Here is a 20,038-nt window from a genome sequence, read left to right on the forward strand (position 1 = left end):
GGCCCTGAACGCCCTGACCTCCGACCCGCAGATCGAAGGCCGCGCCCAGCCCTTCCGGCTCTCGCGCCTGGCCAAGGACGAGACCTACGCCGCGATCGTGGCGGCCGTGGTCGGTCATTTCCCGCTCCGCATGAAGAGCCAGGTCGATGACGCCTTCGTCGGCGCCGTCCATGAGATCAGCGGCGGCAGTCCCGGCAAGACCTTCCGTCTGCTGAACGCCGCTGCCGTCGAGGCCATCGACAGCGGCCGCGAACGGATCACAGTTGAGAGCCTGCACGCCGAGGAGGTGGTCCGCCATGTGCGGACGGCGATGGCAATGCGCCGGGGCGCTCGCGTCCGGGCCGCGGCAGGGTGAGACTGCCCTATGCGCCGCGCCCGACCACGGGGGAGGGACTGTCGTCGTGGACGGCCCGGGTCGCGGCGCACAACTACGTCGATCTCCCAACCTTCTGGGCCTGGCTGGGGATAGGCCCGATCGACGATCTGCACCCCTCGCCAGGCACGCTCGAGACGCTGGCCGAGGTCGGCGGCATGGCGCCAGCGGCGATCGCTGATTTGTGCATCCCGCAGGCGCGCCGGTTGTCCTGGATGGCGGCGCTCGATGCGCAAGGTCGTCGCGGCGGCGCCTGTCCAGTCTGTTGCCGCGAGGCGGCCGCACGGGGGTGTGACCATTGGTGGCCGGCGCAGAGCCAGATGGTGTTCCAGGTGAGCTGTCCGATCCATCGCTGCGCCCTCGTGGACCTCGACGGCCTGGCGTTCGTATCGGCGGGCGTCCTGTTACAGTTGGCCCGACAGGGCGGAGCGGCGCTCGGCGTTGCGCGGACCGCGCGCGTGCTGGGCCAGCGCACGCTCGCCCTGGAATCGGCCCTGGCGCGCGCCTTGGCTGGCCTGGCCATCGGGCCCGGCTGGCGGGTCCGGTCGGCTCGGAGCCTGTTGCGGGCGAGCGAGATCCTGATCGACCTGGTGCTCTATAAAGAGTCGGGGCAGACGCCCTTCGCGTGGCTGTTCGAGCCCGAACGCATCGGCGGACCGTTCATCCTCAGCCTGCAGGCCTCTGACCCGGTCCAGGGGCTGGGCGCCCTGCAGGGCCAAAGCGCGCGGTCTCGCCGCAATGTTCTCTCGGCGCTGGCCGCGCTGCTGAGCCAACCGGCGCAGCTCGAAGGGGAGATCGCCGAGGTTCTGTCCTGGCGCACGGCGGCGGATCACCTGGGCCCCTTTCGGACGCTCGTCGATCATGTCGGCCGCGAGGGCCGACGCCGCCTCGAGATGGCCCTGCAACACCTGCCGGAGGCGATCGCTCTACCAGCGGCCGCAGCGCTGGCGGACGAGGCCGGGGGTGGCTTGCACAAACCCCTTGCCTTTCGGAACTATTATGAAAGAGGTTTGTGAAAGGCGGATCGTCTCTGTCCATATGGGCGCGGTCGGACCTTGCAAAAACGAGCGTTTGTGAAAGGGCTGGACATGCTGATCGGGTACGCCCGGGTCTCCAAGGGCGACGACCAGTCCACGGCCGCCCAGAGACGGGCGCTGAAAGACGCGGGCTGCGATCGATTGTTCGAGGAGGCGGCGAGCGGCGGGCGCTGGGATCGGCCTCAGCTACACCGGATGTTGGACCAACTGCGGTCCGACGACATTGTCGTGGTGTGGAAGCTCGATCGGCTGTCGCGCTCGCTGAAGGACCTGCTGCACATCCTGGAAAAGCTGGAGGTTGTCGGCGCCGGCTTCCGGTCGCTAACCGAAAGCATCGACACCACGACGCCCGCCGGCCGGATGATGATGCAGATGGTCGGCAGTTTCGCCGAGTTCGAGCGCGCCATGATCCGCGAGCGCACCAGCGCCGGCCTGGCGGAGGCTCGCGCGGCCGGACGCATCGGCGGCCGCCGCGCGAAGCTCACGCTCGGACAGCGGATTGACGTCGTCGAGAACGTGCTGTCGGGCCGCAGGTCCGCCGCCGAGATGGCCAGACTCTACAAGGTCAGCGAAGCCACGATCAGCCGCACCGTCGCCGCCGGCAGAGCACAGGGGTTAGTCGCAATGAATTCGAACCAAACCGTTATCTAAAGATGCGACTCGCATCGAATGCGAACACCGACAATTATAAGGATGTTTTACGATAGATTTCCGATAATGATTATTATACGATACGCTAATGTAGCCGCCATTTAGTAATGTCACCGGCGTGCCAGTTAGAGATGGCACCCTCCCTCATTTTGCGTGGGAGGTCCTCCAAAGTGGCGTTGCACTTCATGAGCGACAAGGAGCTTAGCCGAGTCGAGATCCTGCGCGACCTGACGGCCGGACGGCTGACGGAGTTCGCCCAGGCCGCGATCGGCCGCCGGGTCGAGGTCGTGGACTTTCCCGATGGTCGGCTGGAGGTTCGCTACAAGGGCCGCAGCATGCCTTACCGCACCTTCGACAAGCTTCGGCGCGTCACCGAGACTGCGGTGCTCGAGAACAAGCGCCTGGGCGGTCTTCTGACCCTGATCCGTCAGAGCCAGCAGACCCAGCCGCCGGGTATGCGCACCAGCAAGGGGCCGAAGCGGCGCGATCAGACCAAGCACATGTTCAGCGTCGGATGATCAACGGCAATCGGCGCAGTTTACCACCATATCATGTGGCAATTTGCTGAGGCCGATGCTCACAAGAATTCGGTCCGGTTCGACTAGCGAGTAGCCGTAAGTTGAAAGCCGACTTTCAACCTCAACAGTCCAATCGCTGACGGCGATTTCATAGCATTCATTGCGGGAATACCCGGCGCAGTCTCTCGACTTGATGCTTTTGATATCAGAGGCATCCAGTTTCGCCAGCACCTGCCGCGCGCGGCAATCCGATCCGGCTCCTCGGAGGCAGTCGAGCTTAAAATTCAAGCCGCCAGTACCCTTGGCCTGCGCAATAGCGTCGTCGATGAGATGGTGCTGATAAGCTGCGACCAAGCCCGACGGGGCCGGGAAATATTTGATGCCGGTGGCCAGTTTATTGCACAGGGAAATCGTGGTGTTGCCCTGTGATACATGTGTCGGATCGAACGGACCGGGCAGGTCTACAAGGTGGTAAAGCTGCTCAATATCCACGCCCTGTACATAGGCCCTTCGGTCACCGCCGGACCCCGTTGGAACTCCCATTCCAAAGCGCACTCGTGTGACAACGCATACACCGGCGTAGCTGGCTCTTGGCTTGGTATAGAAGGCAGGCCCCTCGTCTAACCGTTTCTCGACCAGCCCTCGCGCCCAATCAGAGAAGAGCTCTCGCGCCAACTCGACCGACTGCGTATTCGCAAGCTGCTCAGGCGAATAGGTGGCTGCGCCAGCCGGTGCGGCCGGCACGGGCGGAGGTGGGATGGCGAGTGATGGAGAAGCTAACAGGGCTGCGATCATGCCAGCCAGCAGTCGTGCTAAGGCCAGCCTTCCAAGAAGTTTTATCTTCATGCCCAACGTCTCCCCAGAAGCATTGGATGGCATCGGGGAAGACCAAGCGCAACCTTGAGCTCTACGTGCCTCGCGCGCCTGACGGCGCACTCGGAAAACAAAGGGCGAAGCTGAACCGTCAGTGCGGAGGGCAGCGGTCGGGCTCTGCGCGGTTGGAGGGCTCCGCGCCCGCCCGCTCCCCTCACCTATCCCCCGGTGACATTTCTATCTGGCGCCCAGTGCGACATCTCTAACCGGCGTAGACATTCTATATGACTGTTGTTGCTACTCTTTTTGTTCGTTTTGGCATACCAATTGACCTCTACTCTCTCGGACGCGTCGGCCCCTAGACTCGGATCCATATATGATCGAGGGCGATATCTGCCAAGCCCCGATCACGGGCATGGCTGGACGACAGCCGCGCCATTCCCCGGTCGGAATCGTGGGTGTTGAGAGTGAGCCCGTCGTCGCCGGTCCAGTTCGTGGTCTCCGCCGACAAATCGATGATCCACTGTGCGACGCGGGCGTGCCACGCAGGAATGTCGTCGCTTTGAAGATAGGCGATGATCGCGGCATGGGTGTGTGCTGCGCCGTGATCCCCGGCCTTGAAGCGTTGGACGCCGCCGCGCGACCCATGCCGGCTATGGAGATACTCGCGCTCGTCCCGTTCGCGCCCGCTTGGCGTCGGCAGCCGCTTGCATTCCACCGGAAGCAGCGGCTCGTACTGAGAATAGCGACGTCCATCGATCCAGATGAGCTGCCCTGACGGCGCGGCGACCAGATCGATCGCCCGGCCGCGGACTACCTCATCGGGCTCTTCCATACGGAACTGGAGGTAGTCCCACCCCCTGGATTTTCGGCTGGCGCTGTTGAGGAGCGCGCACAGTTGGGCGGTGAGCACGGTCTCAGCCGTGGCCGCCGGCCGCAAGGGGTCGTCACGCCAGGCAGGCAGGGTGTCGGCGATGAAGGCCACCAGCGACGCCCTCCACTCGGCTGGCAGGTGGAGGTCGTCGCTAAGTCGACCTGCAGGCTTCGAAAAAGCGGGTTCGTCAGCCAGCACGTCAGACGCCTTGAGTCCGAAGGTCAGCGAGGACGTCGTCAGCATCGCGCAGGGCGATTGAGCGGGTCCAAAAGCGTAGCCGGTCGGGCTTCAGGAGGAAGATGAAGCGGTCATCGTAAAGTCTGGCGACCCGGGTCATTTCGACCCCAGAGCCGCGGACTTCCTTCAAAAGGCCGTCAAGTTTTCCGCGAAGAGCATCCGCACCCGTCCAGTCCACATCCCCGTCGCCGAGTACAAATGCTCGACAAATCGCACCTGGCCATTTGTAGGCGGGAAGGGCCTTGAGGGGAGGGTTCGGATAGACAGTACTAAGCTGGGCGATGAGCGACGCATCAAACTTGTCCAGCTCCGCCGACGTGGGCACCGCCATGAGCCTCGATTTGGCCCCCAAGCGAATGTAATCTCGTTGAAAGTGCACCACGTCCTCGACAACGATTTGCTCGTTGTCGCTGAGATCGAGTCCGGCGTCTGGTGTGTAGGGAAGCGCCAGGATGTCGTCAGAGAGGATAGCTGTTGCCCGTTGATTGAAGAGCCTTGGGCTTGTGCTGGCGACATAGGCGCGCAGCGCCAAACTTTCTCGGTCCAGCCATTCGTCGACCGCCCGGAGCGCCGGGGCGTCAGCCTTCGGAGCCGAAATCCCTAGAATCTCATGCTTGTACGCGAGAAAATCTTTCTCCCAGAGGGCATGAGGCAAATCCTCATGTTCCTTCACCAGGAGCAGCGGGGGTGTGAATCGCGCGGCGGTGCGAGGTCGTATAATCGGTCCGCTCGGCACGACGCCAATTCCCGCGAGATCGATGCCTTCGGTCGACAACGCGGTTGTTGCCAGCAGGGGTTTGCCCGCCAGGTGCGCTGCGTCCCCCGAACTGCCCTGGCGGCCGGCGATATAGCCCTCGCCCACCTCCCAATCTCGACCGCGCACGAACTCGCCGAGGGTTGGAAGCGCGCTTAGGCGCTCCACCAGGTTGAGCACCCTGGGGCCACCCATGAGGTCAGCTCGCCAGACATGGGGATTGTTGGCGGCATCTTCGGCGCTCAGCCAGTGAAGGTCGTAGTAGTCGATATCGAACCCTTGCTCCGCAGCTGCTCGTCCGCTCCGGCGGAAAACAGCATGCAAGACTGGTTCGCCAACCGGCACTGAAGCCTCGGCCACCACAACAACGATTTTCGGGTCAGCTTCGCCCTTCTTGAAGAGGCCGCGAACCGAAACGAAGTCGAGGATCTCCCGCACACGCCATTTTGAGAAGAAGGCCCGGCGGAACGACAGCGCATGATGATTGTAGAGAAAGCCGGATGGTTCGATCATCCCGATCATCCCGCCTTCCACCAGCAGGCCCATCGCCTCGTGGAGGAAAAGGTATGCGAGTTGATGATCCGCCAGCTGACCGTGATCAGCATTGTAAGCAGCGTAGGCGGCTTGGGCGCCTGGCGTGGTCAACGACGACGCGAATGGCGGGTTGCCGACGACTGCCGCGACAGGAGCGCCGATCACCCCATTAGACTTAGCCTCGAAGAAGCAGCTGCGATGCAAGCTCACGCCCGCAAGCGGCGGGAATAGCTTCACGCTCGACCGGATTTCCTCTGGTTCGAGAGCATCGCAAAGCGCGAGGCACAGACTAAACGCAGCGAGTTCGACAGCGCCCTCCTCCAAGTCCACGCCATGGACTCGGAGCAACAGTGGCCGCAGGTCCTCCACACCCGGCTTCGCCCAGCCGTTTTTACTGCGCCAATGAAGGACGAGCCGCTTGTAGGCCTCAACAAGGAAGACACCGGACCCGCACGCCGGATCGAGAATAACCTCGTCCGTTTTCATGATCTGGTCGAGGCGATCCCAGCTAAGCACCTCCTCTAGGATGGCCCGGACAAGCGCCGGAGGAGTGTAAACTGAGCTCGCTGCGTCCTTTACGAACAGCTGGTAGATATTGCTGATCAGTTCGATCGGCAGGTCCCGGAAAGAATACAGACGCCAAAGGGTCAACTGACCCCCCGCATCCTCGTAGCCTTCTATCAGCCGCGCATAGCGGCCTAGCTGGCCGCTGGTCTCAAGTAGGCGACGCTGCTCAGGGGGCAACGTGAAGACGTGACCGTTGAATCGGTCCTCCAGCGCAGCCAGCAACCGTACTAGGGCAGGCCCGTTTCCGAGCACCTCAAAAAAGCGACTGGCGCCCGGCAAGAACGAACCGAAGTAGTCTGCTTCAAGGACCCCACGTTCCTCGAGGTAGGCGATTAGGAGCGAGAGGATCAGCAGGCGCCGCCGGAGGTGCGGGTCTAGGAGATTTTCGGCCGAGAGCTCAACGTGCAGCGCGCGGACGGTGTCGACGAGCTTTCGGTGCGAGGATCCGTGTGGAGACAGCATGAGCTGACAGGCGGCCGGATCATCCCACAGCGTTCCATTCCGGAGTTGTTCGCGGTCCCACCATCCATCGGCGGAGGCAACAGCGGCGCCGATCTCAAGCGTCCGGACCGGGTTGCAGATCGGAGCTCCAGAAGCATCGACGAAATCCGGTTTGTGGGCGCATCGGAACAGTTGCACCTGCCCGGGCACCACGCGGTACAGAAGAGGCACCCCTCCCCAGCTCCACAACCGCTTATGCAGCTGGGCGAACGCAGCGTCATCAAGACCGCCGGCGGCAAGGAAAATGAAGGCCTGTGCCACTGGGGCTCGGCCGTTCCGCGCCGCCTCGAAGAAAACGGAGTGCGCGCCATAACGGCGAGCCTTCTCCAGCACCGCTACAACTTCGGGCGCCTGGGAGGTTGTGACGAAATCGTCGACCCGTATGAGGCCATCGACGACGGGGCTAGTTGCGTTGGCTCCAATGTCGAACAGCCAACTCGCGTCAGGTTCACGGCGTGACGCCGCGCGCACGCTCATCGTCCGGCGCTCGTGCAACCGCGAGCCGACGGGCTCCAGACGTTACCCTGGACCTTCACTTCCCACGGGCCTTCTTGGAAAGGAGGAAACCCTCCTTGAGGAGATCAGTCATGCTGATGCCCTGGGCAACCGCGTATCCCTTGAAGGCTTTCTTGAATTCGGCAGTGACGCGGAAATTGAGCGTCTGATCCTTGTCGGCATCGCCGTCGATTTGCGTTTCCGCGCGCTGCGTCGCCATCGAAGAGCACCTCGTCGAGGCGCTGACCGCCAAGGGCGTAATGAAAGCCAGAAAGACAGGAATCCGTCAATCCGGCTTTCCTGATTTCGGGCTCTTCGTTGCGCGAATGCACCAAGTGCTGCTGAGGCACGACGTTGTTTGGTCATGCAAGGGCCGATTCGCCCAGCAGGGGCTGAATTGCACCAAGGCCTGCCGACGCGGCCGCGAAGTTTGACAGGGTCACCCCGACCAGCCGCACGCCCTTGGGCGGCGGGAAGACAGAGCGGATCAATCCCAGGCTCGCCTCGTGGAGCTTCGTGCGGCCATCAATGGACAGGGGGAACGATTGACTGCGCGTCGATTGCTGAAAATCGGCCCACTTGATCTTCACCGTCACCGTCCGGCCGCGGCCGCCGGTCTTCTCGCACCAGGCCCAGACGTCATCTGCCATGGCCAGCACGCCAGCCTCGATAGCGTCCGGATCGGTCAGGTCCGTCGCAAAAGTCGTCTCCGATCCTGACGACTTCCGCTCCCGGTCCGGTCGCACCGGCCGCTCATCCCGGCCGCGGGCGATGTCGTAGTACCAGGGCCCGGACTTGCCGAAGTGGGCCTGCAAGAAGGCCAGCGACTGGCGCTTCATGTCGGCGCCGGTCTGGATGCCCAGCTTGTGCATCTTGGCCGCCGTCACGGGGCCAACGCCATAGAACTTAGTCACTGGCAGCGCCTCGACGAACGCCTCACCCTGCTCCGGCGGCACGACATATTGGCCATTGGGCTTGCGGAAATCGGACGCCAGCTTGGCGATGAACTTGCAGTACGAAATCCCGGCCGAGGCCGTCAGACCGGTCTCCTCAAGAATGCGAGCCCGTATCTCCTTGGCGGTCGCCGACGCCGTCGGGATGCCACGCAGATTGTCGGTCACGTCGAGATAGGCCTCGTCCAGCGACAGCGGTTCGATCAAGGGCGTGTAGTCGGCGAAGATCTCGTGGATCTGCCGCGAAACGGCCTTGTAGACGTCGAAGCGCGGCGGCCGGAAGATCAGCTCGGGGCATTTGCGCAGGGCCGTCGTCGACGGCAGTGCCGAGCGAACCCCAAACTGCCGGGCCTCATAGCTGGCAGCCGCCACCACCCCGCGCTTCTCCGGATAGCCCACCGCAACGGGCTTGCCCTTCAGGGTCGGATCGTCCCGCTGTTCGACCGACGCGTAGAAGGCGTCCATGTCGACATGGATGATCTTGCGGACGCGCTCCCCGGTCATGCTGCACCCTCTAACAAGTCGCAGAACAAAACAAGAAACAACCCTCGACGTGGCGCCACGCAGGCGCCAACGTGGCTCCATGGATTCCGATTCGAAGACCTCCACCGTCCGCAGCCTCGACCGCATCAACCTGCGCCTGGCTGCCGACACGTTCGCTGAGATCGACGCCGCATGCGCGGCACGGCCTGGCAACGTCTCGCGCAACACCTGGATCGCCGAGGCCGTGCAAGAAAAGCTCGCCCGCGAACCCCGGACCGCCGCCCAGAGCCCCGAGCGTCGCGCACATGGCTGAGTTCTATGAGTTCTTCGCCGGCGGCGGCATGGCCCGAACGGGCCTCGGCCCCGACTGGTCGTGCCTGTTCGCCAACGACTTCGACTTTAAGAAGGGCCTCACCTACCAGGCTAACTTCGGCGCGGACGAGCTGAAGGTGGCCGATATCCGCGCCGTCACGCCCGCCGATCTACCGGGCATCGCCGACCTGATGTGGGGATCGTTCCCGTGCCAGGACCTCTCGCTGGCCGGCGTCGGCGCCGGGCTGAAAGGCGAGCGGTCCGGCACCTTCTATCCCTTCTGGGACGTAGTCCGCGCGCTCAAGGCCGAAGGTCGGGCGCCTAGACTGATCGCCCTGGAGAATGTTTGCGGAACACTCACGTCCCACGGCGGCCAGGATTTTGAAGCGATCTGCCGGACCTTCGCCGAAGTCGGCTACCGCTGCGGCGCTCTGGTGATCAACGCCGACCTCTTCGTGCCCCAATCCCGCCCACGCCTCTTCGTCATAGGCGTGCGCGAGGACGTGGCGATCGACCCGGCGCTGCTGTCGCCCGAGCCGCTTGATCCGTTCCACACCCGAGCCATCCGCCGTGCGGTCGACGCCCTGCCCAAGGCCGTGCGCGCCAACATGCTCTGGTGGAACGTGCCCACGCCCGGGCACCGGGTGCGCACCTTGGCCGACGAGATCGAGGAGCACCCCACGAGCGTCTCCTGGCATACGCCCGCCGAGACCGAGCGCCTGCTGGCCAAGATGTCCCCCGTCAACAAGGCGAAGGTCGCCGCCGCCGTGCGCGCCGGCCGCCGTATGGTGGGCGGCGTCTACAACCGCACCCGCCTCGATGAGCGCGGCGCGAAGGTGCAGCGCGCGGAAGTACGATTTGACGACGTGTCGGGCTGCCTTCGGACCCCCGGCGGCGGCTCGAGCCGGCAGGTGATCCTGGTCATCGATGGCAAGAAGATCCGCTCGCGCTTGATCTCGGCGCGGGAGACCGCCCGGCTGATGGGCCTGCCCGACGACTACAAGCTGCCGAAGAATTACAACGAGGCCTACCACCTGACCGGCGATGGCGTGGTGGTCGATGTCGTGCGCCACCTGGCCAAGCACGTGTTCGAACCCCTGCTGGCTGAAGCAGCCGAGGCGCGAGCCGTCGCGTGACCGAGCTCTTCAGGCGCGACCCAGACGCGGTCAACATTCCGCCGTTCGAGACCGAGGATCTGCGCCAGAACCTCAGCCGCTTCCTCGACAGCCCCTTTGAGGATCCGGCCGGGACCCACCCCTTCGTCGGCAACTACAAATGGGGCGTCTACGCCTTCTTCGACTACGACGGCGAGCCGATCTATGTCGGCCAGACCAACGAGCGCCTGCGCACCCGCATCCGCCGCCACTTGACCAACCAGCGCACCGACGCCGTGGCCATGTCGGTGCTCGACCCGTTCGAGGTCTTCGAGATCGAGGTCTGGCCCCTCCCCCAGTTCCAGGATTCGAACCGCACCGATCTGGCCGCCCGGCAGCACCTGGATGCACTCGAGCGGCTGATCACAGACCGCGCGGTCGAAGGCTCGCAGTTCAAGGCGATCCTCAACGAGAAGGACCCGCCGCCCGGCGACCTGGCCGTCGAGACGCCGCCGTCCTTCCGGGCCCGGATCGTCTCCGACCGCGTCTTCGAGCTGCGCTCCCACCCGGACTTCCGGATCGCCCGCCGCTCACTGATCCTCTCGCGGCTCGCCCAGGTGATTTCCGAGCGTAAGGTGCAAGGCGGCCTGCGGCGGGTCCTCCTGACCCAGGCCAAACGACTGCAGTGGCTGTCGGCGCGACGCTACGAGGCGCTAGGCGGCGCCGCCTCTGTGGCCGTCGAAGCCGAAGGGGAAGAGGTCTAGGCATGAGCTCGCGCGCCGTGACCCTGTGATCGCGCCGCATCCTGCCGAGACGGCGCCGAAGGATGGCCGCGTGATCCGCGGCTGGTTCAGGTTTGACGGCGGCGCGCGCCTGGTCGCCGTGAGCTGGTGCCTCGATCGATCAGCTTGGGTCAACCTCTTGGGCCAGCCGTTGCCAGAAGGCGAAACGCTCAAGAATTGGGGTGAGGACTAGCGCCTCTCGTGTGACTGGCCGGCCCAGGCCGGCCCTCTAAAAATGAAGGCCGCAAGGAGCCTGGCCGAAGGCCATGGCGGGACGCGCCGTTGAGCGGCCGTCGGCGCCCCAAAGGGCGCCCGAAGGGGCGGACCCGTAGGAGCCGCGTCAGCGGAGGGACCGAGCACGCCCGCCGGCCGCTCTCCATCTCCGGGGCGTTGTGGGAGTGTCCCCTGCTCGAAAGGGGCGGCCGAGACTTTGGCTCGGCCGCACGGGAGAGCTTCCCCAACATGCCTTAAGGCTTGAAGACCAGAAGCCCCAAGCCAAACAGAATGACACCTGCGAGGACAATCACGCCGTAGATCCAGACAGGTCGAGGGCGGCGAAGGCGTGCGCCCCGGCTTAGACGAGTGGTCGACTGGATCATGCCGCCATTAGACGCCATGCGACCCAGGCCGCCAAGGCGCCACTCCTCTCGTGGCCAACCGCTGCGCAACTCCTTTTGCATGGATTTTTAATGACATTTCTTGCAAAATGTCTGCGGAGGGCGAGGAGCGATGAGCAAGTTCGACCAGTTGAAGGCCAAGCTCCGCCCCGGGCAGACCTACCGCCGGGTGGATCTGGCCCAGTGGTCGACCGCGGTCGATCGCCACCTCAAGGAAGCGCTGCAGGCGGGCGTGCTGACCAAGCTCGCCGGCGGTCTCTACTACGCGCCCAAGCAAACCGCCTTCGGGAAGGCCCCACCCGAGGACGAGACGCTGGTGTCGACCTTCCTGAAGGGTGGCCCGTTCCTGCTGGCGTCGCCCAACGCCTACAACCTGCTGGGCGTCGGCACGACCCAGCTGCACAACAAGACCGTGGTCTACAACCACAAGCGCCACGGCAAATTCGCGCTCGGCGGCCGCACCTACGATTTCCGGATGAAGCGCGCCTTCCCGAAGAAGCTCACGGCTGAGTTTCTGATGGTCGACCTGGTCAACAACCTCGATCAGCTGGGCGAGAGCGCCGACGACGTGCTCCAGCGCGTCAAGGCGCGCCTGGCCGCCAGTGACCGGGCGCGCGTGAAAAAGGCCGCCCAGTCCTACGGCTCCGAACGGGCCAAGAAGTTCTTCGCCCGCGCTCTGGCCGAGATCGGCGCGCAGGATGCCGGCTGACCTGCTGCACAACCATCCCCAGTCGCCGATCCGATCCGGCTCGTCGCCGAGGTCGCCACATGGGCGCCCAACCTGTAGCATCGAACTTGGAGGGCCCCGATCTACTGCAGAACTCGGCCGAGGCCGACGGAGCTGACCATAATGACAAATACCCAGCGAGACGTCTTGAGCAAGGTTCCGGCCGTCACGCTTGGGTTTTGGATCATCAAGATTCTCGCCACCACGCTTGGCGAAACGGCCGGCGACACCGTCAGCATGACCATGAAGCTCGGCTATCTGGCCGGCACCGCGATCTTCCTCTCTGTCCTCGTGGGTTTGATCTGGTGGCAGATCGCCGCGAAGCGCTTCCACCCGTTCCTGTACTGGGCGACCATCATCGCCTCCACGACGGCCGGCACGACGATGGCGGACTATGCCACCCGCTCGTTGGGGATCGGCTACACCGGCGGTTCGACCCTGCTCCTCGGCTGCGTGCTGGCCTCGCTGGCGGTTTGGCGGCTAACCCTAGGTTCGATTTCGTCAGATGCCATTGCGACGCCGAGAGCCGAGATCTTCTATTGGGTGACCATCACCTTTTCGCAGACGCTGGGAACGGCGCTTGGGGACTGGACGGCGGACACGGGCGGCCTCGGATACATCGGCGCCGCCCTCGTGTTCGGGACGATGCTGGCGGCCCTGGCTGCGCTCTTCTACTGGACCCAGGTCAGCCGCGTTTTGCTGTTCTGGGCAGCCTTCATCCTCACCAGGCCGTTGGGTGCGACAGTGGGCGACTTCCTCGACAAGCCGCTCGACCAGGGCGGATTGGCTTTCAGCCGTCCCCTCGCGTCGGCGGTTCTGGCGGCGGCCATTCTCGCCTGTATCCTCTTCATGCCACAGCGCGCTGGGCGACACCCGGAAGCGAAAACAGCGCAACCATGATTTCTGCCGCTGAAAGACCCCGTCAGGTCACGAACACCGGCGCAAATCCGCCACCGGGCGTCCTAAAATTCGTAGTTTGGCCCTGATAGACCCGCGCCGCGGTCAGCAGCGGCGACCCCCTGTAGGTGTAGACGCGAACGTCGAGCTTGAGCGCTTTGATCTCACCGTCGATCCTGATCCGGCGCTCGGACGGAGCGGCCAGCTCCTGGGCGATGTAACCGCCCTGCTGAACCTCTTCCCAAACCCCGCGGGTCATCTTGTCGCCGCGGTAGACCGCCTTGCCGCCGTGTCCGCCCGCCGGCTTGAAGAAATAGCGTTTTCGGGCTGACCACAGATTTTCGGCGTTCGCGGCGGTCACCATCACCGTGCGGGGGACAGCCGAAAGGCTCTGCCGCTGATCAGGCGTTAGCCCAAAGCCATCGGCGACGACGGGATCCGATAGCAGCGTCAGGTTCCGCTTGTCGGCGAAGAGCGCGTGGTTGCGGGGGCCGGGGGTCAGCACGACTGCGCCTGCGAGGTAGGCATCGCGCAGAGCTTCATGTCCCGGAGCCATAAACGAGAAATCGACCAGACGATTGTAAACCAGGTCGACCGCCTCCCCCTCGAGCTTCAACTCGCCCCCGGTAAAGCGAAGCTCGCCGGGATCGGCGATCCAGGCCTTCACGCCCTGGCGTTCGAAGAAACGCTGGGCCAGCAGGAATTCTGGGAAGAGATACTGCTCACGGGGTCGGTCATCGACGACGACAATCGAGCGCGGCTCGCCCGTCCGGCCCTGCAAGGCCCATTCGGCCAAGAACATCGCCCAGACCGCGGCCTCGAACTCAGACATCGGCGCGGCCCGCATCGCGTCCTCCGCTTCGCGGCAGCATGCGCCCTGGGCGCGCGCCAGGAAGGCGTTAAGGAAGGCGCCGCCGGCGTTGGTGTTGACCTCGATCAGCTTGGGCTCACCAGGGCCCAGATGAAAATCGTAGCCCATGAAGACCCCGCGTGGCCCGAAGTCCTGACGCGCAATCGCCGGCGCCCAGGCGAGGACCGCCGTTTGGTAAGCAGAGTCTTCGGCGGCCCCTTCGACCGCCGCGACGACGGCAAGCATGGCTTTTAGGTCGTGTTCGGCCAGAAACACCGGCATGGCCGCGAAGAGATTTGGGCGCGCGTCGAGCAGAGCCGCAGCGAGGTCCGGATCCGGCGCTTCGGCCTGGATCGCGGCCATCAGGCGTGCGCTGTCCAAAGTGACGCAGAAACATCCGCTGTTGAGCACAGCCTCACGGTCGCTAAGCCGTCGCGCGTCATCGGTCATGCCCGCCCCTTCGCGTCCCCCGGCGCTGCGCCGAGCCCAAGGGCGGCCAACGCCAAGCCCATCGCCCACGCCAGCACCGGCAAAACCAAGGGTAACCGGAAACCCACGCCGAGGGCGAAGTTCCGCCATGAGCCCCGCGAGACGGGGCAGCACAAGCTCGAACATCCAAGGCTTGCTTTTGCCCTAGACCCACGCGAACCCGGCCACAAGGAGACTAAGTACAGGCATGTGCCCGCCGTTCGAAGCGCGCGATTGCGGGCCGCCCAACGGTTCGGAGTGTTGACATAGCCTGGCCTGGCTGAGCCAGAGGCCCAACACAAGCCCATCCTGCGCCGGTCAACCTCGGAGCAGGCGGGCACGCTCTCAGCGGTGATCCCTCCCCTGCCGTCTTCGGTCGGAACGCCCCAACATTGCGGGACATTTCGAGGGCTACGGCTCCGCCCGCGCGTATCACTAGGGCAGGATTCCCCGGCCGACGCCGTGACACGCAACATCGGCGACCCGAGGTCGTTTTGATCGATACAGGAGAGCTCATGCCTCGCTCGATCCCAATCGCGATCACAAGTATAGCGGCGTTGTCGCTCGCCGCCTGTACCACGCCGGGCTCTAGCGATCCCTTCGTCGGGTTCGGACCCAATCCGCCGCTACCGGCGCCGCAGAGCAGCCTCCTGCCTTCGGTCGGCGTACCGAGCGTCGTAGGCTGGCCCGCCGGCGCGAGCCCTGACGCCCCGACGGGGTTCACCGTCACCCGCTTCGCCAGCGACCTGGAACATCCCCGCTGGCTGCTCGCGTTGCCCAACGGCGATGTGTTGGTGGCCGAGTCCGCCGGTGAGCCGTCGACGGCGGACAGGATGCAGCGCGGCATTCGCGGCTTCGTCCAGAAGATGCTGATGAAGAAGGTGAAGTCGGCGGTCCCCAGTCCCAACAAGCTCATCCTACTGGGAGATCAAGACGGCGATGGCGCCGCGGAGAGCCGCACGGTGTTCGCGCAGGGGCTCCGCAGCCCGTTCGGCATGGCGCTCGTTGGCGACGTGCTCTACGTCGCCAACAACGATGGGGTGGTCCGTTTCGCCTATCGCTCGGGCCAAACCGCAGCGGCGGGGCCGGCGGAGCGAGTGTTCGACCTTCCGGGGCCGCCAATCAATCACCATTGGACGAAGAACGTCGTGGCCAGTCCGGATGGGTCCAAACTCTACGCGACCGTCGGCTCCAACTCGAATATCGGCGACAACGGCCTGGAAAACGAAGTCGGTCGCGCGGCGATCTGGGAGTATGACATCGCCTCGGCTCGGACCCGGATCTTCGCGTCCGGGATCCGCAACCCCAATGGGTTAGATTTCGAACCCAGTACGGGGACAATGTGGACCGTCGCGAACGAACGCGATGAGATCGGCAACGACCTGCCGCCCGACTATCTCACCAGCGTGAGAGAGGGTGGCTTCTATGGCTGGCCCTACAGTTACTGGGGCCAGCACGTCGACACGCGCGTGCAGCCGCGCCGGCCGGATCTGGTGGCCAACGCCCTCGCCCCCGATTACGGCCTCGGCCCGCACACCGCGTCTCTCGGTCTGGTCTTCTACAGAGGCGACACCTATCCCGCTTCCTACCGGGGCGGGGCGTTCGTCACCCAGCACGGATCCTGGAACCGCCAGCCCCTCAACGGCTATAGGGTGGTATTCATCCCTTTCATTGGCGGGCGCCCCCAAGCACCGCAGCTGTTTCTTTCCGGCTTTCTCAATGCCGAAAGCAAGATCCAGGGCAGGCCCGTCGGGGTGGTGGTCGACAGGCATGGGGCCCTCCTTGTGGCCGATGATGTCGGCGGCGTCATATGGCGGGTGATCCCTGCCGTGCATTGAACTTCGCCCCTCTCAGCGCCGCCGACGCCAAGATCAATCATGAGAAGAGCGGAACCATCGCTAAACGCTGCAGATGGCCCTTCAACTGCTTGATCTCACGCCTTCTAAGCTTCTGAACCTCCAATAAGCGCAGGAGCCAGCGCGGAGTGCGCGCATCATCTAAGCGCACGGCGAACCAATCACACTACTCGCCGCTCCAGTGAATGCGGCCGCTCATAACTTGAAGCCTCCCGGAGGCGTCGGTGGCGGTTCAGATCATGAGCGAGGACCCGAGGTCTGAGTTTTCACCGGCGTCGACGCCGAGCGAACGCTCCGTCCGAGCCTCGACCGCGTCGCCAAAGCTTCGTCGGCCCGATTCTTTTTCAGCTTGCGCCAAACTGTCATTCGGGAGACGCCGAGACGCCTTGCAATTTCCGTGGGCCCAACGCCACGGCGCTGTAAACTCAGTATTGCATCCTCCGTCCCCACCCGATCGGCTGAGCGGCGACCATTGGGCTGAAGGTAGGCTACAGCCTTGAGGGCAGCGCGGAGATAGCGGTCGCCATCGCCTCTGGTCGAAAAGCCGTCGTCCAACACGTAAAGGCTCGCGCCGCGCTCATGAAGCCGATCTAGAACCTCGAGCGCGGAAAGGCCGATGAGGTCGGACAAGGCGAATACCACCAGCTCGTCCTCCGGCCCGATGAGGGAGATGATCGCCCACAGCACAGCGCCAGCGGAGGAGGTTTCGCTGCGAACAACCTGACAGCCGACCGAGGTCAGCAGCGCCACGTCTTCGTCGTGCGACCCCACACGAGCGCCGATGTAGCCGACCCTCACTCCTGGCGTGACGAACTCCTGGTCGATATTTCGCGTGCCAGCTTGCAACTGCCTCACCAACGGCGACCTCTCATTAAAAGTCTATTGGGGATACGCGACATCGCGCTGCAAGCCCTCACATCGCCTGATCGCCAGCGGCCCCTGTTCGTGTCCGGGACACGCGGCGCTCGTGACGCGTCACCCTCAAACCTAAGGGCGGCAGTTTCGCAAAGCGGCTGGATCGCCAAAGCCTCGAACGGGTCTTCTGGCGCGTCGTCTGGCGGTGATTTCGTCCGCCGAGGAACACGGCGCACTGCCAGAAGCGGCTGTTCTCGCGGCGGTAAACATGGACCTTTCCGTCCATGAGGGTGTGGCTTTCCATTGGCCTGCCTCACATCCCGGATCACGGGGCTTATGTGTAAGGCATGTGTAAACTCGGCGCACTACGTTAAGTCACTGAAATGACTACGTAAGTTTACGACTTTTCGGCCCGAAATGCGCTTTTGAGACGTCGCGGGCTAAAGGCGCTTCAAAATGGCCTTCATCTGCGCAATCTCACGTTTTTGAGATTCCACAATCCCGTTCGGGCCGAAGCAGAGTTCACGGATTTCAGCATCCTTGATCGGGGCCTGGCCGCACATCAAAATCGCGCCGGAGTGGTGGGGTATCATCGAGCGAACGAACTGCCGGTCGCCTACAAACCCCTGGTCGCGAATTCCTGCGAACGAAAGTACGAACACAGCAGCGAAGGCAACGTAGAGGCCAAGATTGAGTTTGGTGCTTTGATACATAGACTTCATCGTCAGCAGCATCAGTGCGGCCATCGGCGCCCACATCACCAGCGCCATATAGAAAAAGTTGATGTTCTGAACGAACTCGCCCCTGCTCGAGATCATTGCGAACATAGCAATATACATGATGACGAGGCTCGCAGCGAGATTGAGCGCCAACATCCTGTAGTGATGCTGCATCATCTGGCGATCCATTGACCTCTCGCCCTTATGTTCTGCCTGCACGTCCCTCTCCTATCGCGCTCAATTTCTAGATTCTGGCTTCGCCGTAGACGTGCGGCTACAACGCGGCAGTATCAGGGGGGTTCAAAAGCTTTGGGCTCCCCACACGCGACTGGTTGCAAAGGGATCGTCGGAGGACTTGCCCTCGCAGCGGCTCCAATAGGTTCGCCGTCAGCTGCATCCGAGCGCATGAAGTCGATGAGGTCGATATCAAAACGGCTATGGCAGACAGCCTATGTCAGGCTGGCCAGTGCGCGGTTCTCAGCACGTATGCGCACCCAAAGCACGGCGGCATTCAAGGCCGAGAATATCAGGGCGTAGGCTGGCAAGCCGAAAGCGATCGGCAGCACCGCGATCTCGGCGACGACGACAGCGTAGTTCGGGTGAGACAGGACGCGATAGGGTCCCCGCCTCACCAGGGGCGCGCCGGGGAGGACAATGATCCGGGTCGTCCAGCGATCGCCCAGCGTTGCGATGACCCAGATCCGCAACAGCTGCAGGAGCAAAAAGAGGCTCATCCAAAGCGGCGCGACCGGCCGGTCCCATGCCATGATCCACAGCCCGATCAGCCAGGCGGCGTGCAACGAGACAATGAACGGATAGTGGCCGGCCCCGACCTCGACGCCCCCTCTGGCCAGCAACCTTGCGGAGTTCCGGCGGGCAAGAAAGAGTTCGGCGACCCGTTGTAGGGTCACGAGCGCCAAGACCGCGACGGCCAGGGTCACGCCGCGCGATCTAGAGTGACGGTGCTCGCGGTGAAGCCCGGCCCCAACGCCGTGAGGACAGAGCGTGGCGGCATGCGGTCGCGCCGAACGCGGTCGAGGACGAACAGCGCGGTCGGGGCGGACATATTGCCGTGGTCAGCCAAGACTTCGCGCTCTCGATCCAGACCGCCCTGCGGGATCGACAGCGAAAGCTCCAGCGCCTCGATCACCTTCACGCCACCGGGATGGCAGATGAACCGGTCTATGTCTTCGATCTCAAGCTCTTGCGCGCCCAACATCGACGCCATCGCCGGGCGCAGATGGGATCTGGCGAACGGCGGGATGGCGCGTGCGAAGATCACCCCGAGCCCCGTGGGTTCGACCCGCCACCCCATGACATCGAGCGTGGCGGGCCACGTGTGCTCGGCGATCCCGGTCACCTGGGCGAAACCGCCCTCTCCGGCCCGGACCACGCAGGCTGCAGCGCCATCGCCGAACAGCGCGGTGGCCACGATGTCGGCCTTGCTAAGGTCGTCCAGCCGGAACGCCAGGGAACAAAGCTCGACGGTGACGAAGAGGACGATAGCGCCTGGAGTCGCCGCCGCGAGCCTGGCTGCGAGGCCAAGGCCGGTCGCGCCGCCGGCGCAGCCGAGACCAAAGACCGGCACACGGGCGGCGTCCGGCCGGAATTTCATGCGCTCCATCGCGCGCGCCTCCAGGCTGGGCGTCGCGATCCCCGTAGACGACACCGTGACGATGACGTCCACGTCGGGGCCGGCAAGCCCCGCCTCGGCCAGCGCCGCGGAGGCGGCCTGCACGAACAGGTCCGTCGCGCCATCGAGGTAAGCCTCGGTGCGTTCGGGCCAGCCCCGCGGCTCGAAGTACCACTCGATCGGCCGGATCACTTGCCGGGTGCGGACGCCTGCCGTGGTGAAGACCGGAGCCATACGCTCGAAGTGTGGAAATTTATCGGCAAACAGCTCTCGCGCCGCCTGCTCCACTTGCGCTTGCGCCAGCACGTTGGGCGGAGACGCCGTCGCGAGCGACAAGAGGGCCACGGGAAGGGGCATGAACTCTGGATTCCTGCGCCTGACGTCGTCCGACGCCGGCTACGGTTTAGGCAACAGATCGCAGGTCGGAGGGTTCCCAAA

At 64.1% G+C, this 20,038-nt stretch carries 19 protein-coding genes and 1 pseudogene; 10 read left to right on the top strand and 10 right to left on the bottom strand.

Annotated elements, in window-relative coordinates; genetic code table 11:
- The 4 genes and pseudogenes from ABS78_RS21685 to ABS78_RS21700 form a co-directional block, all read left to right on the top strand.
- Positions 1-355 (top strand): annotated as a pseudogene (locus ABS78_RS21685) (transposase); the annotation flags it as partial.
- Positions 352-1,389, top strand: a complete 1,038-nt coding sequence (locus ABS78_RS21690; protein ID WP_066680710.1) for a TniQ family protein — start codon at positions 352-354, stop codon at positions 1,387-1,389. The pseudogene ABS78_RS21685 and the gene ABS78_RS21690, both read left to right, overlap by 4 nt.
- A gap of 72 nt (positions 1,390-1,461) precedes the next feature.
- Positions 1,462-2,061 (top strand): recombinase family protein, encoded by a 600-nt coding sequence (locus ABS78_RS21695; protein ID WP_066680709.1) that lies wholly within the window; start codon positions 1,462-1,464, stop codon positions 2,059-2,061.
- 185 nt (positions 2,062-2,246) lie between these two features.
- Positions 2,247-2,579, top strand: coding sequence for a hypothetical protein (locus ABS78_RS21700; RefSeq protein ID WP_293384528.1), 333 nt, complete (start codon positions 2,247-2,249; stop codon positions 2,577-2,579).
- Here ABS78_RS21700 and ABS78_RS21705 read toward each other — a convergent pair whose 3' ends face one another.
- From ABS78_RS21705 to dinB, 5 genes are all read right to left on the bottom strand, one after another.
- Entirely contained in the window at positions 2,580-3,425 is an 846-nt protein-coding gene (locus ABS78_RS21705) for a hypothetical protein (RefSeq protein ID WP_293384531.1), read from the bottom strand.
- 325 nt (positions 3,426-3,750) lie between these two features.
- Positions 3,751-4,377 carry a hypothetical protein gene (locus ABS78_RS21710; protein ID WP_293384534.1) on the bottom strand — a complete coding sequence of 209 codons (627 nt, stop codon included), beginning with the start codon at positions 4,375-4,377 and terminating at the stop codon, positions 3,751-3,753.
- Positions 4,378-4,465: 88 nt separating this feature from the next.
- The gene (locus ABS78_RS21715; protein ID WP_293384537.1) at positions 4,466-7,336 is read right to left on the bottom strand and encodes an N-6 DNA methylase; all 2,871 of its coding nucleotides are present in this window, start codon (positions 7,334-7,336) and stop codon (positions 4,466-4,468) included.
- A gap of 55 nt (positions 7,337-7,391) precedes the next feature.
- A complete protein-coding gene (locus ABS78_RS21720) occupies positions 7,392-7,574 on the bottom strand; it encodes a hypothetical protein (protein WP_293384540.1) in 183 nt (60 codons plus the stop codon).
- A gap of 142 nt (positions 7,575-7,716) precedes the next feature.
- Positions 7,717-8,811 carry a DNA polymerase IV gene (dinB, locus tag ABS78_RS21725; RefSeq protein ID WP_293384543.1) on the bottom strand — a complete coding sequence of 365 codons (1,095 nt, stop codon included), beginning with the start codon at positions 8,809-8,811 and terminating at the stop codon, positions 7,717-7,719.
- A gap of 79 nt (positions 8,812-8,890) precedes the next feature.
- Here dinB and ABS78_RS21730 point away from each other — a divergent pair, with 79 nt between their 5' ends.
- The 5 genes from ABS78_RS21730 (at position 8,891) to ABS78_RS21750 (ending at position 13,222) form a co-directional block, all read left to right on the top strand.
- Positions 8,891-9,103 (top strand): hypothetical protein, encoded by a 213-nt coding sequence (locus ABS78_RS21730; RefSeq protein ID WP_293384546.1) that lies wholly within the window; start codon positions 8,891-8,893, stop codon positions 9,101-9,103.
- Entirely contained in the window at positions 9,096-10,238 is a 1,143-nt protein-coding gene (locus ABS78_RS21735; RefSeq protein ID WP_293384549.1) for a DNA cytosine methyltransferase, read from the top strand. Before ABS78_RS21730 ends, ABS78_RS21735 begins: the two co-directional genes overlap by 8 nt.
- Positions 10,235-10,960: a GIY-YIG nuclease family protein gene (locus ABS78_RS21740; protein ID WP_293384552.1), complete on the top strand. Its 726-nt coding sequence runs from the start codon at positions 10,235-10,237 to the stop codon at positions 10,958-10,960. Before ABS78_RS21735 ends, ABS78_RS21740 begins: the two co-directional genes overlap by 4 nt.
- 747 nt (positions 10,961-11,707) lie before the next feature.
- Complete coding sequence (locus ABS78_RS21745; RefSeq protein ID WP_293384555.1) at positions 11,708-12,304, top strand: hypothetical protein; 597 nt, start codon at positions 11,708-11,710, stop codon at positions 12,302-12,304.
- Positions 12,305-12,469: 165 nt separating this feature from the next.
- On the top strand, positions 12,470-13,222 hold the full coding sequence (locus ABS78_RS21750) for a hypothetical protein (protein WP_293384558.1): 753 nt from the start codon (positions 12,470-12,472) through the stop codon (positions 13,220-13,222).
- Between the two features lie 22 nt (positions 13,223-13,244).
- On the opposite strand, the gene ABS78_RS21755 is transcribed toward ABS78_RS21750, so the two are convergent.
- Entirely contained in the window at positions 13,245-14,519 is a 1,275-nt protein-coding gene (locus ABS78_RS21755) for a hypothetical protein (RefSeq protein ID WP_293384561.1), read from the bottom strand.
- Between the two features lie 533 nt (positions 14,520-15,052).
- Between ABS78_RS21755 and ABS78_RS21760 the strand changes: the two genes are divergently transcribed.
- Positions 15,053-16,375: a sorbosone dehydrogenase family protein gene (locus ABS78_RS21760; protein ID WP_293384564.1), complete on the top strand. Its 1,323-nt coding sequence runs from the start codon at positions 15,053-15,055 to the stop codon at positions 16,373-16,375.
- A gap of 255 nt (positions 16,376-16,630) precedes the next feature.
- Here ABS78_RS21760 and ABS78_RS21765 read toward each other — a convergent pair whose 3' ends face one another.
- From ABS78_RS21765 to ABS78_RS21780, 4 genes are all read right to left on the bottom strand, one after another.
- Positions 16,631-17,143: a helix-turn-helix domain-containing protein gene (locus ABS78_RS21765; protein WP_293384567.1), complete on the bottom strand. Its 513-nt coding sequence runs from the start codon at positions 17,141-17,143 to the stop codon at positions 16,631-16,633.
- Positions 17,144-17,688: 545 nt separating this feature from the next.
- Positions 17,689-18,156, bottom strand: coding sequence for a DUF305 domain-containing protein (locus ABS78_RS21770; RefSeq protein ID WP_293384570.1), 468 nt, complete (start codon positions 18,154-18,156; stop codon positions 17,689-17,691).
- 260 nt (positions 18,157-18,416) lie between these two features.
- On the bottom strand, positions 18,417-18,908 hold the full coding sequence (locus ABS78_RS21775; RefSeq protein WP_293384573.1) for an isoprenylcysteine carboxylmethyltransferase family protein: 492 nt from the start codon (positions 18,906-18,908) through the stop codon (positions 18,417-18,419).
- Positions 18,905-19,957, bottom strand: coding sequence for a hypothetical protein (locus ABS78_RS21780; protein WP_293384576.1), 1,053 nt, complete (start codon positions 19,955-19,957; stop codon positions 18,905-18,907). The genes ABS78_RS21775 and ABS78_RS21780 overlap by 4 nt, the downstream gene beginning before the upstream one ends.
- Positions 19,958-20,038 lie beyond the last annotated feature (81 nt).

The organism is Phenylobacterium sp. SCN 70-31 (assembly GCF_001724605.1).
Classification (GTDB): Bacteria; Pseudomonadota; Alphaproteobacteria; order Caulobacterales; family Caulobacteraceae; genus Phenylobacterium.

Excerpts from the sequence above, each read along its gene's own strand:
- ABS78_RS21745 (WP_293384555.1), top strand. The coding sequence starts at position 11,708 with ATGAGCAAGTTCGACCAGTTGAAGGCCAAGCTCCGCCCCGGGCAGACC.
- ABS78_RS21735 (WP_293384549.1), top strand. The coding sequence starts at position 9,096 with ATGGCTGAGTTCTATGAGTTCTTCGCCGGCGGCGGCATGGCCCGAACG.
- ABS78_RS21705 (WP_293384531.1), bottom strand. The coding sequence starts at position 3,425 with ATGAAGATAAAACTTCTTGGAAGGCTGGCCTTAGCACGACTGCTGGCT.
- ABS78_RS21730 (WP_293384546.1), top strand. The coding sequence starts at position 8,891 with ATGGATTCCGATTCGAAGACCTCCACCGTCCGCAGCCTCGACCGCATC.
- ABS78_RS21720 (WP_293384540.1), bottom strand. The coding sequence starts at position 7,574 with ATGGCGACGCAGCGCGCGGAAACGCAAATCGACGGCGATGCCGACAAG.
- ABS78_RS21695 (WP_066680709.1), top strand. The coding sequence starts at position 1,462 with ATGCTGATCGGGTACGCCCGGGTCTCCAAGGGCGACGACCAGTCCACG.
- ABS78_RS21755 (WP_293384561.1), bottom strand. The coding sequence starts at position 14,519 with ATGACCGATGACGCGCGACGGCTTAGCGACCGTGAGGCTGTGCTCAAC.
- ABS78_RS21770 (WP_293384570.1), bottom strand. The coding sequence starts at position 18,156 with ATGGATCGCCAGATGATGCAGCATCACTACAGGATGTTGGCGCTCAAT.
- dinB (WP_293384543.1), bottom strand. The coding sequence starts at position 8,811 with ATGACCGGGGAGCGCGTCCGCAAGATCATCCATGTCGACATGGACGCC.
- ABS78_RS21700 (WP_293384528.1), top strand. The coding sequence starts at position 2,247 with ATGAGCGACAAGGAGCTTAGCCGAGTCGAGATCCTGCGCGACCTGACG.
- ABS78_RS21780 (WP_293384576.1), bottom strand. The coding sequence starts at position 19,957 with ATGCCCCTTCCCGTGGCCCTCTTGTCGCTCGCGACGGCGTCTCCGCCC.
- ABS78_RS21760 (WP_293384564.1), top strand. The coding sequence starts at position 15,053 with ATGCCTCGCTCGATCCCAATCGCGATCACAAGTATAGCGGCGTTGTCG.
- ABS78_RS21715 (WP_293384537.1), bottom strand. The coding sequence starts at position 7,336 with ATGAGCGTGCGCGCGGCGTCACGCCGTGAACCTGACGCGAGTTGGCTG.